The 14,068-nt window shown below is 73.3% G+C and carries 13 protein-coding genes and 1 pseudogene; 6 read left to right on the forward strand and 8 right to left on the reverse strand.

Annotated elements, in window-relative coordinates:
* Positions 1-42 precede the first annotated feature (42 nt).
* The 3 genes from ACH4ZX_RS27835 to ACH4ZX_RS27845 all read right to left on the reverse strand — a co-directional run bounded on the left by ACH4ZX_RS27835 (position 43) and on the right by ACH4ZX_RS27845 (position 4,060).
* Positions 43-1,134 carry a zinc-binding dehydrogenase gene (locus ACH4ZX_RS27835; protein WP_398278269.1) on the reverse strand — a complete coding sequence of 364 codons (1,092 nt, stop codon included), beginning with the start codon at positions 1,132-1,134 and terminating at the stop codon, positions 43-45.
* A complete protein-coding gene (locus tag ACH4ZX_RS27840; protein WP_398278272.1) occupies positions 1,131-1,598 on the reverse strand; it encodes a DUF4334 domain-containing protein in 468 nt (155 codons plus the stop codon). The genes ACH4ZX_RS27835 and ACH4ZX_RS27840 overlap by 4 nt, the downstream gene beginning before the upstream one ends.
* Positions 1,599-1,783: 185 nt before the next feature.
* The gene (locus ACH4ZX_RS27845; protein WP_398278275.1) at positions 1,784-4,060 is read right to left on the reverse strand and encodes a catalase; all 2,277 of its coding nucleotides are present in this window, start codon (positions 4,058-4,060) and stop codon (positions 1,784-1,786) included.
* Between the two features lie 230 nt (positions 4,061-4,290).
* On the opposite strand from ACH4ZX_RS27845, the gene ACH4ZX_RS27850 reads away from it, so the two are divergent.
* Positions 4,291-4,689, forward strand: coding sequence for an alpha-L-rhamnosidase C-terminal domain-containing protein (locus ACH4ZX_RS27850; RefSeq protein WP_398278278.1), 399 nt, complete (start codon positions 4,291-4,293; stop codon positions 4,687-4,689).
* Positions 4,690-4,745: 56 nt separating this feature from the next.
* On the opposite strand, the gene ACH4ZX_RS27855 is transcribed toward ACH4ZX_RS27850, so the two are convergent.
* Together ACH4ZX_RS27855 and ACH4ZX_RS27860 are read right to left on the reverse strand one after the other, a co-directional pair.
* On the reverse strand, positions 4,746-5,447 hold the full coding sequence (locus tag ACH4ZX_RS27855; RefSeq protein WP_398278281.1) for an MFS transporter: 702 nt from the start codon (positions 5,445-5,447) through the stop codon (positions 4,746-4,748).
* A gap of 226 nt (positions 5,448-5,673) precedes the next feature.
* Positions 5,674-6,231 (reverse strand): annotated as a pseudogene (locus ACH4ZX_RS27860) (MFS transporter); the annotation flags it as partial.
* A 251-nt stretch (positions 6,232-6,482) separates the two neighbouring features.
* On the opposite strand from ACH4ZX_RS27860, the gene ACH4ZX_RS27865 reads away from it, so the two are divergent.
* The 3 genes from ACH4ZX_RS27865 (at position 6,483) to ACH4ZX_RS27875 (ending at position 10,913) form a co-directional block, all read left to right on the forward strand.
* On the forward strand, positions 6,483-7,106 hold the full coding sequence (locus ACH4ZX_RS27865; RefSeq protein WP_398278284.1) for a TetR/AcrR family transcriptional regulator: 624 nt from the start codon (positions 6,483-6,485) through the stop codon (positions 7,104-7,106).
* Positions 7,107-7,273: 167 nt separating this feature from the next.
* The gene (locus tag ACH4ZX_RS27870) at positions 7,274-9,592 is read left to right on the forward strand and encodes a family 78 glycoside hydrolase catalytic domain (protein WP_398278286.1); all 2,319 of its coding nucleotides are present in this window, start codon (positions 7,274-7,276) and stop codon (positions 9,590-9,592) included.
* Between the two features lie 64 nt (positions 9,593-9,656).
* The gene (locus tag ACH4ZX_RS27875; RefSeq protein WP_398278289.1) at positions 9,657-10,913 is read left to right on the forward strand and encodes a family 1 glycosylhydrolase; all 1,257 of its coding nucleotides are present in this window, start codon (positions 9,657-9,659) and stop codon (positions 10,911-10,913) included.
* 183 nt (positions 10,914-11,096) lie between these two features.
* On the opposite strand, the gene ACH4ZX_RS27880 is transcribed toward ACH4ZX_RS27875, so the two are convergent.
* Entirely contained in the window at positions 11,097-11,414 is a 318-nt protein-coding gene (locus tag ACH4ZX_RS27880; protein ID WP_398278292.1) for a hypothetical protein, read from the reverse strand.
* Between the two features lie 426 nt (positions 11,415-11,840).
* On the opposite strand from ACH4ZX_RS27880, the gene ACH4ZX_RS27885 reads away from it, so the two are divergent.
* Positions 11,841-11,987 carry a hypothetical protein gene (locus tag ACH4ZX_RS27885; protein ID WP_398278295.1) on the forward strand — a complete coding sequence of 49 codons (147 nt, stop codon included), beginning with the start codon at positions 11,841-11,843 and terminating at the stop codon, positions 11,985-11,987.
* Between the two features lie 65 nt (positions 11,988-12,052).
* Here ACH4ZX_RS27885 and ACH4ZX_RS27890 read toward each other — a convergent pair whose 3' ends face one another.
* A complete protein-coding gene (locus tag ACH4ZX_RS27890) occupies positions 12,053-12,367 on the reverse strand; it encodes an HPr family phosphocarrier protein (RefSeq protein ID WP_398278298.1) in 315 nt (104 codons plus the stop codon).
* Positions 12,351-12,743 (reverse strand): dihydroxyacetone kinase phosphoryl donor subunit DhaM, encoded by a 393-nt coding sequence (gene dhaM / locus ACH4ZX_RS27895; protein ID WP_398278301.1) that lies wholly within the window; start codon positions 12,741-12,743, stop codon positions 12,351-12,353. Before dhaM ends, ACH4ZX_RS27890 begins: the two co-directional genes overlap by 17 nt.
* Before the next feature lie 61 nt (positions 12,744-12,804).
* Between dhaM and ACH4ZX_RS27900 the strand changes: the two genes are divergently transcribed.
* Entirely contained in the window at positions 12,805-13,581 is a 777-nt protein-coding gene (locus ACH4ZX_RS27900; protein ID WP_398278304.1) for an IclR family transcriptional regulator, read from the forward strand.
* The last annotated feature ends 487 nt before the right edge of the window (positions 13,582-14,068 follow it).

Raw genomic sequence — 14,068 nt, forward strand, 5'->3', positions numbered from 1 at the left:
GGTGTGAGCCCGGGACGCCGTCGGGCGCCGCGGCGGCGATCCTCAGAAGGACGTGACGACGACGCGCGCCGTCCCCGGATCCCGCAGGGCGGCGTAACCGGCGTCGATCTCGTCGAGCCCGATGCGGTGGGAGACGAGGCCGTCGAGGTCCAACCGCCCCTGCAGAGCCAGGCCGGCGTAGCGGGGGATGTCATGCCGGGGGTTGCCGGAGCCCATGATCAGGCCCTGGATCCGCTTCTGCTGCAGCAGCAGCCTGGGCAGGGAGAGCGTCAGCTCCGCCGCGCCCGCCGCCAGGCCCACCAGGTGCACGGAGCCCCCGAGGGCGGTCATGTCCAGTGCCTGCCGCGCCGTCTCGGCCACGCCCACCACGTCGAAGGCGTGCCGCACTCCGCCGCCGGTCAGCTCGCGCACGGCCGTGACGGCGTCGGCGGCCGAGCAGTCGACGACGTCCGTGGCGCCGAAGGCGAGCGCCCGCCGCAGCCCGCCCTCCCGCACGTCGACCGCCACGATCCGTGCCGCCCCGGCGAGCCTGGCCCCGCTGATCACGTTCAGCCCCACGCCCCCGGCGCCGATCACGGCCACGCTCTCCCCGGCCCCGACGCGGGCGCCGTTGAGGACGGACCCCACGCCGGTCAGCACCCCGCACCCCAGCAGCGCGGCCGCGTCGAACGGCAACTCGCGCGGGACGGCCGTCAGTTGGTTCTCGTGGACGAGTGCCCGTTCGGCGAAGCCGCCCAGGCCCATGCCCTGGGCGACGGGCTGCCCGGAGCGGCTGAGCCGCGGCCCGTCCCGCGGGTCGCGCAGCGTGGACCCGGGCCGGCCGCACTGGTACGGCCGGCCGTCCAGGCACGCCGGGCAGGTGCCGCACCACTGCACGAGGCAGCCGACGACGTGGTCCCCGACGGTGAAACCGGTGGCCTGCGGGCCGAGGGCGGCGACGACTCCGGCGATCTCGTGCCCCAGTACCACCGGCGGGGGAAACCGCGCGGAGGGGTGCGCGGCGAGGGTCAGGTCGGTGTGGCACAGACCCGACGCCCGCACCTCCACCAGCACCTCGCGGCCCGCGGGTTCGGCGATGTCGATGTCCTGGACGGTGAAGGCGCCGCCCGCCGCCTCCACCACCGCCGCTCTCACGCGCGTTCGAGGAGGAAGTAGAAGAACGGGCCGTCCTCGCCGAACCCCTTGCCGTTCATGATCCCCATGAGGGTGCGGTCGTCGACGGCCTTGAAGTGGTCGAAGACCGGCTGGCCGTCGTAGACCATGGTGGCCGTCGACTCGCCCCGGAACTCGACCATCCACAGACTGGCCTCGCCCTTGCCGAGTTCGGTGTCGGAGTACAGCCGGCCGTCCTTCCCGCGCATGATCAGCGGCTTGGCGTCGTCGGCGGCCAGGAAGGTCTTGCCGTACCAACCGGCCTTCTCCAGCTTCCCGTTGAGCGGATGGCCGGTGCGGAACTCGTCGCCCCGCCACTCACCGAGGATGTCCTCGACGCGGACGGTCGGCAACGCGGCCCAGATCGCGTCGAGTTCGTCCGGCGAGACGGCGGAGTCCTTACCGCGCAGGACTGCGAACCGGGTCCGTGCTTCGTCGATGTCCATCGGCCCCTCTTCCGGCTGGAGATACACAAGTACGTCTTATGTATCATCGTTGCACGCCATGGCGCGGCGGGACAACGGCACCGGACGGATGCACGACCGCCGCCCTTCCCGGACACCGTTCGCGCGTGTCCGGGAAGGACGGCGGTCACCCGGCCTTTCTCGTGCCCCTCATGGGACACGCCGCCTCACAGAGCCGGGGCGAAGCGGTCCCAGGCGCGGTGCCCGCGCAGCAGGCCGGTGACGGTCTCCAGGACCGGGGCCGCGGCGTCACCGGTGACCACGCCGGCCGCGCCCACGGGCAGACCGGCGGCCTGCAGGGCGTCCGTTCCCTTGCCCCAGGCGCCGAGCGCCTTGCCGTGCCGGAACGCCTCCGTGACCATCAGCAGCACCCGGGGGTCGAGGGCGGTGAGCCGCGCGGCGACGTCGTCGGCCTTCGCCTCACGGGCACCGTAGGCGTCGGCCGCCGGAGCGGGCGCCCCCGCCAGCAGGATCGCGTCGAACTCGGTGGACCGGGCGGTGGCGAAGGTGCGCTGCACGGTGACCGCGTCGCCGTCGCCCAGCGTGCCGCCGGACGGCGCGATCACCAGCGGGACCATTCCGGCGCCGAGGACCGCCCGGCGTACCTCGCGCACCTGGTCCAGGCCGTCGGCGCCGTCGGTGACGATGCCGACGACACGGCCGTCGACCGGCCACTCCTCGCCGAGCTGGGACAGCGCCGGGCTGGGCTCGACGGCCGTCGGCGGGACGGTCGCCTCCGGAGCCGGGAGCCCCAGACCGGCCGCGACCCGGGCGCACAGCTCGGAGTCGATGTTGGCGAGCACCCGCAGCCCTCGCTCCTTGACCGACTGCTCGTAGCACTTGCCCAGTTCGAAGGTGTAGGCGGCGACGATGTGCTCGCGCTCGGTGGGGGACATGCTCAGCCAGAACAGCCGGGGCTGGCTGAAGTGGTCGTCGAAGGACGCCGCCGCGTCCCGCACCTTGCGGGCGGCGGGCACCTCGGCCGGCACCTCGATGTAGGCGCCGGTGTCCGCGCCCGCCATGAACGGGCAGCCGCCGTCGAGGGAGTTGGGCCGGTAGGGCGCCACGCCCCGGTGCACCGCGGTCTGGTGCATGCCGTCGCGCAGCATGTCGTTGACGGGCGCGTGCGGGCGATTGATCGGCAGCTGGGCGAAATTGGGGCCGCCCAGCCGGGTGATCTGCGTGTCGAGGTAGGAGAACAGGCGGCCCTGCAGCAGCGGGTCGTTGGTGACGTCGATGCCGGGGACCAGGTGCCCGACGTGGAAGGCGACCTGCTCCGTCTCGGCGAAGAAGTTCGACGGGTTCTTGTCGAGCGTCATCAGACCGATGGGCTGCACCGGCGCCAGTTCCTCGGGCACGATCTTCGTCGGGTCCAGCAGGTCGATGCCCTCGAACATCTGGTCCTCGGTGTCCGGGAACGTCTGCACACCCAGCTCCCACTGGGGGAACGCGCCGGCCTCGATCGCGTCGGCGAGGTCACGGCGGTGGAAGTCGGGGTCCACGCCCGCGGTGATCTGCGCCTCCTCCCACACCTGCGAGTGCACGCCCAGCTTCGGCTTCCAGTGGAACTTCACCAGCGTGGTCGCGCCCTCGGCGTTGACCAGCCGGAAGGTGTGGACGCCGAATCCCTCCATCATCCGGAACGAGCGCGGGATGCCGCGGTCGGACATGTTCCACAGCGTGTGGTGGGTCGCCTCGGTGTGGAGCGTGACGAAGTCCCAGAACGTGTCGTGGGCGCTCTGCGCCTGCGGGATCTCACGGTCGGGATGTGGCTTGCCGGCGTGGATGACGTCGGGGAACTTGATCGCGTCCTGGATGAAGAACACCGGGATGTTGTTGCCGACCAGGTCGAAGACGCCCTCACCGGTGTAGAACTTCGTGGCGAAACCGCGTGTGTCGCGCACGGTGTCGGCGGAGCCGCGCGAGCCCAGCACCGTGGAGAACCGGACGAACACCGGCGTCTCGGCGCCCTCGGCGAGGAACGCGGCCCTGGTGACGCCCGTCGCGGTGCCGTAGGACCGGAAGACGCCGTGTGCTGCGGCCCCGCGGGCGTGGACCACCCGCTCGGGGATGCGCTCGTGGTCGAAATGGGTGATCTTCTCGCGCAGGTGATGGTCCTGGAGCAGGACCGGGCCACGGGGACCCGCCTTCAGCGAGTGGTCGGTGTCGTACAGGCGGGCGCCCTGGGCGGTGGTCGCGTAGGCGCCCTGCTGGGCGACGTCGCCCTGCGGGCTCCCGGTGGGGTGTCCGGTCGGGCTGTAGGTGTCCGGTCCGCGCTGGTCGGGCTTGGGCGGCAGCGGCTCGCGCGCCTGCGTCGGCTCCTCGACCGGCGGGGCCTGCGGGCTCGGGGCGCCGGGAATCTCGTTGCCCGGCGAAACCGCCTCCTGCACCTTCTCGACGACCTTCTCCGCGGCCGCTGTCACCGGGTTCTTCTTCTCGCTCACTGCATTCGTACCTTTCGACGGGGGCGGTGCCGCGCGCGGGAGTGGGCTGCACTCGGGCACAGCGACACGGCGGGTACCCTCGCGGTCGCGAGCGAACACGGTGGTGGATCATCCGGGTGAACACGGCCGGAAAGCGCGCAACGCCGGTGCCGCGGCTGTGTCCCGCCCGTCCGGCGACCCGGTCACGACGGCGCCGGCCGCCGGGGGAGCGCCGGCGCGTCCGTACGTCCGTGCCGGGCCCGGCGACGCGCCACCCCGGCCGCCCGTACGTCCGTGCCGGGCCCGGCGACGCGCCGCCCCGGCCGCCCCGGCCTTCGCGGCGGAACGCCGAGTGTGGTGGACGGCGACCGGACCCTCGCCATGCTGGTGCGGCGGCGGCACCGCAGTACCGCACGCCGTACGGTGTCGCCCGCACCGACCGGGAGCGCGGCGCGGACGGCTTCCGGCTGACGGTGGATGTGCCCGCCGGCAGCACCGCCGAGGTTCATGTCCCGCTGCTCGGCGGCGCCGCCCGCGCGCCCGAGGAGGCGCACCTGCTGCGTGCCGGGGACGCCGCAGCGGCGTACCGGGTCGGCTCCGGGCACTGGACCTTCCGCTCCACGCGGGACGCCGCCCGCCGGCAGGGCTGACGAACGGCGCCGACCGTCTCGCCCCGCCGTGCGGCGCACGGCGGGGCGAGAGGGGTTCAGGCGGCGGCGGTGACGGGCGGCGCGTCCTCCTCCTCGGGGTCGCGCAGGGGCGGGATGAACAGGGAGAGTGCCAGCGCCACCAGGGCGACCAGGGCGCCGAGCCAGAAGATCCAGGAGTAGCCGGTGTCCAGGTAGAAGGCGGTGCCGTCGACGACGGTGCTGTCCGCGGAGAGGACGGCGTAGGCGCCGGCGGTGACGATGGCGCCGAACAGGCTGAGCAGCATGTTCAGCATGCCGCTGCCGAGGCCCTGCTCGTCGCGGGTGACGACGCCGACCACGAGGGCCGGCGCCCCGGCGACGACGATGCCGGAGCCGACGTTGGCGACGCAGGAGGTCAGGATGAGTTCGAGTTCGTTGCCGTGCCGGAAGCCGACGAGGGCGTAGCCCAGGGCCATCACCAGGAGACCGGCGCACCAGATCCGGCGCGCGTCGAAGCGGCGCAGCATGCGGCTGGCCAGCAGGCCGGCGCCGAACATCACCAGGTTCCAGCTGACGCTCACGACGGCGTTGTGGTGGGCGCTCCATCCCAGGCCGGCCGAGACGCCGGGGATGTGGGGGTAGAGGGCGAGCAGGATGGCCAGGCCCGGCATGGTGAAGGCGACCGTCTGGGCGAGGCCGCCCGCGGTCAGCGCCAGGGCGACCGGGCGGCGGCGCAGCACCCGCAGGTCCAGGATGGGGTGGGCGCTGGAACGCTCCACGAACAGGAACGCGACCAGCGCGATCGCGCCGCCAGCCAGCCAGCCAGCCCAGGGTGCGCGGGTCCGCCCAGCCCCAGCTCTGCCCCTGGCCGACGGCGTAGACCACGGCTGTCAGACCGCCGCCGAGGACCAGTCCGCCGAGCCAGTCGAAGCCGGAGTCGAAGGCGTGCCGCGGCGTCTCCGGGACCAGCAGCGCGACCAGCGCGAAGGCGACGGCGGTGGCGGCGGCGAGGAACCACAGGGCGCCGCGGTAGCCCCAGCCGTCGACCAGCCAGCCCGCCAGGAACGGGGAGACGAGGGCGACCAGGCCGACGCTGCTGCCCATGATGCCGCTGGCCGGCTTGACCAGTCGGGGCGGGAAGACGTCCCGCACCGCGGCGAACGACAGGGCGCCGAACGGGCCGTAGAAACCGGCGATCGCGCGGCCCGCGAGAACGAGCCAGAAGCTGCCGGCCATGGCGGCCAGGGCCTCGCCGAGAGCGCCCAGGGCGGTCATGGCGAGCATCACGCGTCTCTTGCCGTACAGGTCCCCGAGCTTGATCACGAACGGTGTGAGCAGGGTGGACGTCAGGGTCAGCGTCAGGCCGAACCACACCACCTGGGTGGTGTGGAAGGCCTGCGCGACGCCCGCCGTGGCGTTGGCGCCGAGGATGCCGCCCGCAGCCAGCAACTGGGTCGGCCAGGCGAGCGCGACCAGCAGCAGGACGAGGCGGGGAGTCCACCGTCCGCCCGCGTCGGAGCGTGCTGCGGAGTCGACTGAGGGGCTTGATGACGTCGGCGTCATGCCAGCCCTCCTTTCACGGAGGTGCCGAGGGGAGAGTAAGCGCGGGGGTGTGGGGTGCGCAGCAGAGGTGCGGCGTAACACGTCGCTCACGGGGACGTGACAGCGCGGCAATCCGTCGGCGCGTGACGTCGATGATGAAGCCGAACACCTAGTGGTTGCCAGGTTTCAGGAGTGTGACCCACGTCACTCGGTGTTTCCGGGGTGGTCGACGGGCCCGTGGCCGCCCCGGTTGCCGCCGGTAGGGTTCTGGCATGGCGACACCCAGGGGGCCGCGCGGCCAGTACACGGCGGGCCGGGCGCGGCGCACGCAGATCCTCGAAGCCGCGCTGCTGCGCTTCGGCCGGGACGGCTACCGCAAGACCTCCCTCGCGCGCATCGCCCGCGACGCCGAGATCACCGACGCCGGGCTGCTGCACCACTTCCGGGACAAGCAGCAACTGCTCCTGGCGGTCGTCGAGTACTGGCACGAGCGGATGGACGTGCGCTGGCAGCGGGTCTCGGACTCGGTGCGGGACGCCTTCCGCTGTCACCTGGAGGACACGGCCGAGACGCTGACCATGCCCGGCATGGTCGAGCTGGCCGTCGTCCTCACCGCCGAGGCCACCGCGCCCGACCATCCGGCGCACGAGCACTTCACCACCTGGCAGGAGAAGGGCGTCAGGGAACTCGCCGACCGGCTGCGGGTCGGCAGCGCCACCGGTGAGCTGCGGCCGGACCTGGACCACGAGGCCATCGCCCGGGAGTGCGCGGCCCTGGACGCGGGGCTGCTCCAGCAGTGGCTGGCCGGCGGGCGGTCCTTCGACCTCGTTGCCGTCATGCGCGGCCACCTCGACCGGCTCCTGCGGGTCATCTCCACCGACGGGCAGGGGTTGTAGACGGCGGGCTGGGGGATGCCGGTGGGGCTCGGCTTGCTCGGATTGACATGGGCATGACGCAAATCCAAGCGTAGTGTGACGCACGTCACGTCAATGAATACCTAGCTTTCACTAGGTATTCGCCGCATGATCGACCCTGCTCACCCCCGGTGCTGAGAAAGGCCGCCATGCACCACCACTGGACCGCACGAGTCGTCAGTCCCCACCCCTCCGACCCCGAGGCCGTCGAGCCCGCCCCCGAGCCCGCCGACGGGCCCCGCCCGGCGGCGCTGCTGCGGGCGGAGTTCACCGCCCGGGCGGCCGTACGGTCGGCCCGACTGCTGGTCACGGCGCTCGGCGTCTACGAACTGGAGATCAACGGCGGCGTGGTGGGCGACCACGTCCTGGCCCCCGGCTGGACGAGCTACCGCCACCGCCACCGCTACCAGTCCTTCGACGTCACCGACCTGGTCCGCGAGGGACGCAACGCCTGGGCCGCCCACCTGGCCGACGGCTGGTACCGGGGCCTGCTCGGCTTCAACGGCGGCACCCGGGACATCTACGGCCCGCACACCGGGCTGCTCGCCGAACTCCGCATCGAGTACGCCGACGGCTCCGCCGACACCGTCGCCACCGGGGAAGGCTGGCGCTGGAGCCCCGGGCCGGTCCTGTCCGCCGGCCTGTACGAGGGCGAGGAGTACGACGCCCGCCGCGAGCGGGCCGGCTTCAGCGAGGCGGGCTTCGACGACTCGGCGTGGCGGCCCGCCGCGGTCCTGGACTTCGACACCGGCGTGCTCTTCCCGGCCGACAGCCCACCGGTGCGCCGTATCGAGCACCTCGCCCCCGTCGCGGTGACCACCTCGCCCACCGGCCGCACGATCCTCGACTTCGGCCAGAACCTCGTCGGGCGGCTGCGCATCCGGGTGCGCGGCGAGGCCGGCCGCGCGGTCACCCTCCGCCACGCCGAGGTCCTGCAGGACGGCGACCTGTGCACGCGACCGCTGCGGCACGCCACCGCCACCGACCGCTATGTCCTGCGCGGTGACCCGGCGGGGGAGGAGTGGGAGCCCCGCTTCACCTTCCACGGCTTCCGCTACGCCGACGTCGAGGGCTGGCCCGGCCCGCTCGACCCCGCCGACGTCACCGCCGTGGTCGTCCACAGCGACCTGCGCCGCACGGGCTGGTTCTCCTGCTCCGACACCTCCCTGAACAGGCTGCACGAGAACGTGGTGTGGGGCATGCGCGGCAACTTCGTCGACGTGCCCACCGACTGCCCCCAGCGCGACGAACGGCTCGGCTGGACCGGCGACGTCCAGGTCTTCGCCCCCACCGCCGCCTTCCTCTACGACGTCCGCGACTTCCTGCGCTCCTGGCTGCGCGACCTCGCCGCCGACCAGGAGACCGACGAGCGGCGCGTGCCGCCCGTGTTCAGCCCCGACATCCCGGTGATCACCCCGGTGCCCCTGCCGCCCGGCAACCCGCCGATGGCCGGCTGGTGCGACGCGGCCGTCATCGTCCCGTGGGTGCTGTACGAGCGCTACGGCGACACCGGCGTCCTGCGCGCCCAGTACCCCTCGATGCGCGCCTGGGTCGACGCCGTCGACCGCATCGCCGGTCCGGAGCGGACCTGGGGCGAGGGGTTCCAGTTCGGCGACTGGCTGGACCCGTCCGCCCCGGCGGACGACCCCGGCCGCGCGATGACGTCGTCCGTCCTCGTCGCCACCGCCTACTTCGCCCACTCCGCGCGGCTGCTGGCCCGCACCGCGGAGGTGCTGGGCGAGGCGGGCGACGCCGCCCGGTACCACGCCCTGGCCGACGCGGTCCGCGACGCCTTCCTCGCCCGCTTCCACGCCGGCGGCGGGCGCCTGACGGAACAGACCCAGACCGCCTACGCCCTCGCCCTGGCGTTCCGCCTGCTGGAGGGCGCCACCGAGCGCGCCGAGGCGGGACGCCGGCTGGCCGGGCTGGTGGCCGGGGGAGGCCACCGCATCGGCACCGGCTTCCTCGGCACCCCGCTGGTGTGCGACGCGCTCACCGACACCGGGCACGTCGGCACCGCCTACCGGCTGCTGACCCAGCGGGTCTGCCCCTCCTGGCTCCACCAGGTGGACATGGGCGCCACGACCGTGTGGGAGCGCTGGGACAGCATGCTCCCCGACGGCAGCGTCAACCCCGGCGAGATGACCTCCTTCAACCACTACGCGCTCGGCGCCGTCGCCGACTGGATGCACCGCACCGTCGCCGGGCTGGCCCCCGCCGAGCCCGGCTACCGGCGGCTGTCGGTCCGGCCCCGCCCCGGAGCCGGTCTGACCTGGGCCCGGGCCGAGCACGACACGCCGTACGGCCGGGCCGGGACCGCCTGGCGCGTCGAAGACGGCGAACTGCTCGTCGACGTCGTCGTGCCGCCCCACGTCACCGCGACGGTCGACCTGCCCGGCGCGGAGCCCAGGCAGGCCGGCCCCGGCCGGCACACCTTCCGCGCCCCACTGGCCGCGACCACGCCCTGACGCCGCGATCACGCGCCTCCCCACCACCCGCTCACCGGTCCCCGGACCGGTGCAAGGAGCACCCATGACATCGATCACCCTGCCCGACACCTTCCTGTGGGGCGTCGCCACCGCGGGCCACCAGAACGAGGGCGACAACAGCGCCAGCGACACCTGGTTCCTGGAGCACACCGCCCCTTCGCTGTTCCGCGAGCCCAGCGGACCGGCGTGCCAGGGCTACCGGCAGTGGGAGACGGACCTGGACCTGGTCGCCGGACTCGGGCTGAGCGCCTTCCGCTTCTCCGTCGAGTGGGCCCGCGTCGAACCCGAGCGCGGCGTCGTCTCCGTCGAGGCCCTGGACCACTACGAGCGCATGGTCGACGGCTGCCTCGAACGGGGACTCGCGCCGCTGGTCACCTTCAGCCACTTCACCGCCCCGCACTGGTTCGCGGCCGCCGGTTCCTGGACCGCCCCCGACGCCCCGGCCCGCTTCGCCGAACAGTGCGACCGCGTCATGGCGCGCTTCGGCGACCGCATCGCCTACGCCATCACCCTCAACGAACCCAACCTCGAACAACTGCTGCAGGCGGGCGCGAAACTGCCGCCCGAGGCGGAGGCGCTCAAGACGCGGATGCTCGAAGCCGCCGCCCGCGCCGCCGGCAGCGGCACCTACGCCAGCGCCAACGTCATCCCCGCCCACCGGCAGACGGAGTTCCAGGAGGCGTTCACCCGCGCCCACCGCGCCGCCCGCGAGGCCGTCAAGGCCCGCCGCGGCGACCTGCCGGTCGGCGTCTCCATCGCCATCGCCGACGAGGTCGCGGTCCCCGGCGGCGAGGCGCGCCGTGACGCCAAGCGCGCCGCCGTCTACGACCACTGGCTGCGCGAGGCACGCCAGGACGACTTCATCGGCGTGCAGAACTACGAGCGCGTCGTCCACGGCCCAGACGGCGAGGTCACCCCCGAGGGCGAGCTCAACGGCATGGGCACGGTCATCGAGCCGGGCTCCCTCGCCGGCGCCGTGCGCTACGCCCACGAGGTGTCCGGCGTGCCGGTCCTGGTCACCGAGCACGGCATCCAGACCCCGGACGACACGCAGCGGGCCGCCTTCATCCCCGCCGCCGTCGAAGCGCTCGCGACCGAGGTGGCCGTCGGCACGCCCGTCCTCGGCTACTGCCACTGGACGCTCATGGACAACTTCGAGTGGATCTTCGGCTACGGCGCCCAGTTGGGTCTGCACGAGGTCGACCGCACGACGTTCCGCCGCCGCCCGAAGCCCAGCGCGAAGGTGTACGCCGACCTGGTGCGCAGTTGCCGAGGAGCGCTCGCCGACAGCCGGAGCTGAACGGCCCGGCGGACCGGCCCGGCGGACCGGGTCGGCCACCGGGCAGGAGTGGCCGACCCGTGGGACGGAACCCGGCGGGCATGAGCAGGAGTGCGCTGATCGTCATCGGCATGATCGACACGTACGACCACGAGGACGTGTGCGACGGCGCCGAGCTGTGGCAGGGACGGCCGGCGGCTGCCGTCAGGACGGTTCGCAGACGGCGAGGTGGTCGGCGTGGCCGTGCAGGCCCAGGTATCCCTCGCCGACCGTGCTGAACGCGCCCGGCGCGAGCGTGTAGCACAGGCCGGTCGCGCCGTCCTGGTAGACGACCGTCACGCTCTGCGTGCCGGCGCAGTCGTTGGCGGCGTTGGTGTACCGCCAGCTCTCGTACATCGCCATGCAGGACGGGGCCGGCGTCAGGGCCGCCGCCACGGCGGCGGGGGCCCGGAGCGCGGAGGGGAGGATCAAAGCCGTGGCGAGGCCTGCGGTCGCGATGGACCGGTTCATCCATCTCTGCATGAGACGACTCCCTGCTTCTCTTGAACGAACGGTGTAGGAGAAATCCGAACAATCGCGGCGAACGAGCCGGGCGATGCGTTCAAGAGCCGAAGGTTTCAGCGGTGCGGGACCGCGTGCAACACGCCGAGCCCGCTTTCGGACACGCGGGTCGTTGCACGGGCGGGCCACCGTGACCTGCGGGAACGCGGCATCGGCCGCGCCCGCTGCCGCGGTGACGCTTCAACCATTTCAGGGCCGTCCGGCCGGGCCCGGCCCGTCGGAGCAGGCAGCCGGGCTCCGGGCGCCCGTCCGGCGCCGGGAAGCTGCAAGGGAAGCCGCGGCGGGGCCGCCCACTCTCGGCCGGAAGGGGCTGGAGCGACCGTCACCGGGTAACCGGAAGGCCGTGGGGCCTGACGCCAAGCAGGGCCCCCGAGCGAAAGGAGTGCCATGTCCACCGTGATGGAACGGATCAAGCAGTTCGCGCGGAGTCCGCAGGGGCGACGCACGATGGAGCAGGCACGCCGCTCCGCGGCCGACCCGCGCCGCCGCGCCCAGGCGCAGCGGTGGTTCGAAAAGCTGCGCGGCCGCCGGTGACGCGGCCCGTCCCTCCTCGGTGCGGGGCGACCGCGGCGAGGAGGGACCGGCCCGGACTACTCGGACTACTCGGCGGCGGCCAGGATCTCGGTCAGCGCCGTGACGGCCTGTTCGGCGTCCGGGCCCTTGGCGCGGACGGTCACGGTGGTGCCGGTGATGGCGCCCAGCCCCATCACGGCGAGGACGCCGGTCGGGTTGACGGTGCGGCCGTTGTGCTCCAGCTCGATGGAGCTGGTGAACCCCGCCGCCGCGCGGGCAAGCTGACCTGCGGGGCGGGCGTGGAGGTTGGCGGGCAGGACGACGGCGGCCTCGTGGGCAGCCGTGGCAATGGCGGGCGTGGCGGTGGCGGGCGTGGCGGTTGCGTCAGAGCTTGGGGACATTGCGGGCCTCCTTGGCGGCGTCGGCGACGGTCTTGAGGTCGGCGCCCGACGCGGCGGTGACGACGGCGGCGACGGCCCCTTCGACGAAGGGCGCGTCGACGATGGTGACGTCGGGACGGGGATGGTCTTCCAGGACGGTGCGGGCGGTCAGGACGGAACTGCCGAGGTCGGGGAGGACGACCACGCCGGCGCCGCGATCGGCGTTCCGGATCGCGTTCAGGACGAGGTCGTAGCTGGTGCCGATGCGGCCGTCATCGGTTCCTCCGGCGACGGCGAGGGGGACCGTGTCGGAGCCGATCTGCTCCACCAGCAGGCGAAGGCCCGCGGCAAGCTCCGCGCTGTGTGACACGAGTACGATGCCGACAGAGGTGCTCATGAACAGTCACGTTAAATCTCGGAACGCTGTTCATCAATATTGAATCGAGGGGAAATTTTCGATGGTGCAGGCGGTGCAGCGTGCGGTGCAGATCTTGCGGGAGCTCGCGACCACCGGGCCCCGGCTCGGTGTGACCGAGCTGGCCGACCGCCTGGGCGTGGCCAAGCCCACCGTGCACGCGCTGCTGCGCACGCTGGAGGCCGAGGGGCTGGTGGTGCAGGACCGGGACAGCTCCAAGTACCAGCTCGGCCCCGACCTGTTGCAGCTCGGCAACGCCTACCTGGACACCCAGGAGCTGCGCGCCCGCTCGCTGACGTGGGCGAACCAGCTCGCCACCCGGGCGAACGAGGCGGTGTGGGTGGCGGTGCTCACCGGCGACCACGTCCTGGTGGTGCACCACGCCTTCCGGCCGGAGGCGACCGTGCAGATCCTCGAGGTGGGCGCCAGCATCCCGTGGAGCACCTGCGCGCTGGGCAAGGCCATCGTGGCGTTCTGCCCGGCCGCCGAGCGCGAGCGGCTGCTCGCGGGCGAACCGGCCGTGCTCACCGGCGCGAGCATCACCGAACGGGAGGTGCTGGCCGGGCAGTTGAAGGAGATCCTGCGTACCGGCTACGCGGTCGAGGACCAGGAGTCCGCCATCGGTGACGCGGGCATCGCCTCGCCCGTCTTCGACCGCTCCGGCGCGGTGGTCGGCGCCATCGGCGTCGTCGGCCCCGTCGAGCGGGTGCTGGCCCAGCCGGCCCGCCAGGAACTCGCCGTGACGGTGCGCGAGACGGCCCGCAACCTCTCCCGCGACCTGGGCGCCCCCCGCGGAACCTGCCACGCCCCGAACCCCTGAACCCCGCCCGCCACCGCCGCCCGGGCCCAACTCCGGCGTCTGTCTCGACTCTCCGGCTTGGGCTCCGGCCCCGGCCTCGGCATCCCGCCCGGCCTCGGCATCCCGCCCGGGGTCGGCTTCCCCGGCGTCTGACCCTCGGCCGACGTCCGCCTCGGCCACGGCCCGACGCCCGGCCCTGGCGCCCTGCGTCCTGGTCCGAGGCGTCCCGCCCGGGCCGGTAGCTCCCAGCCCCCCGCTTTCGGGCTCCCGTTCGGCCCTTCGGCCTGCCCCGGCCCGCCCTTCGGCCTGCCCCGGCCCGCCCCGGCGCCGGGTCCCTTGACAGGGGCGAAACGCGGGCTTAACTTCCGGAACAACGTTCATCAATGATGAACGCCTCGCCGGAGGCTGAGCCGACCGGTTTCCCCTGAGCCGGCCGCCAGGACGCCCGAATCCCGACCACCTGGCGGCCACCTCACAGCCTGCTCAACGCGGAGGAGGTGAGCGCCCC

This window comes from Streptomyces sp. NPDC020490 (assembly GCF_044335305.1).
GTDB lineage: Bacteria > Actinomycetota > Actinomycetes > Streptomycetales > Streptomycetaceae > Streptomyces.